Origin of the sequence: Rhizobium ecuadorense (assembly GCF_001187535.1) — a bacterium.
GTDB classification, from domain to species: domain Bacteria; phylum Pseudomonadota; class Alphaproteobacteria; order Rhizobiales; family Rhizobiaceae; genus Rhizobium; species Rhizobium ecuadorense.
The window spans coordinates 1-266 of the sequence record NZ_LFIO01000052.1 but is presented as its reverse complement, the minus strand read 5'-3'; the positions used below and the strand labels follow the sequence as shown (position 1 = coordinate 266).

At 61.7% G+C, this 266-nt stretch carries 1 protein-coding gene; it reads left to right on the top strand.

Translation table 11 applies throughout. The features are described 5' to 3' along the window. Nucleotides 1-266 (top strand): FAD-dependent monooxygenase (locus tag AF337_RS02435; protein ID WP_193393562.1); only part of this gene is annotated, 266 nt, incomplete at both ends.

The following is a 266-nucleotide window of genomic DNA, read 5'->3' as shown; positions in this document are numbered from 1 at the left end:
CGGTGACGCCGTCCATACGATGACACCCGGACGAGGCGCGGGCGCCAATACAGCGCTTCGCGACGCCGCTCTGCTTGGACGCATGCTGGTCGAAGCGGACCAGGGACGAAAGCCGCTCGTCGAAGCCATACATGCCTACGAAGTCGAGATGCTTCGCTACAGTACCGAAGCAGTCCGAGAATCGAAAAAGCAGATGGATGCCGGCGATCTGGCCCATCGGCCGATTGTCGGCAGACTTCAGCTCGCTGTCATGCGCGGCGTGATTC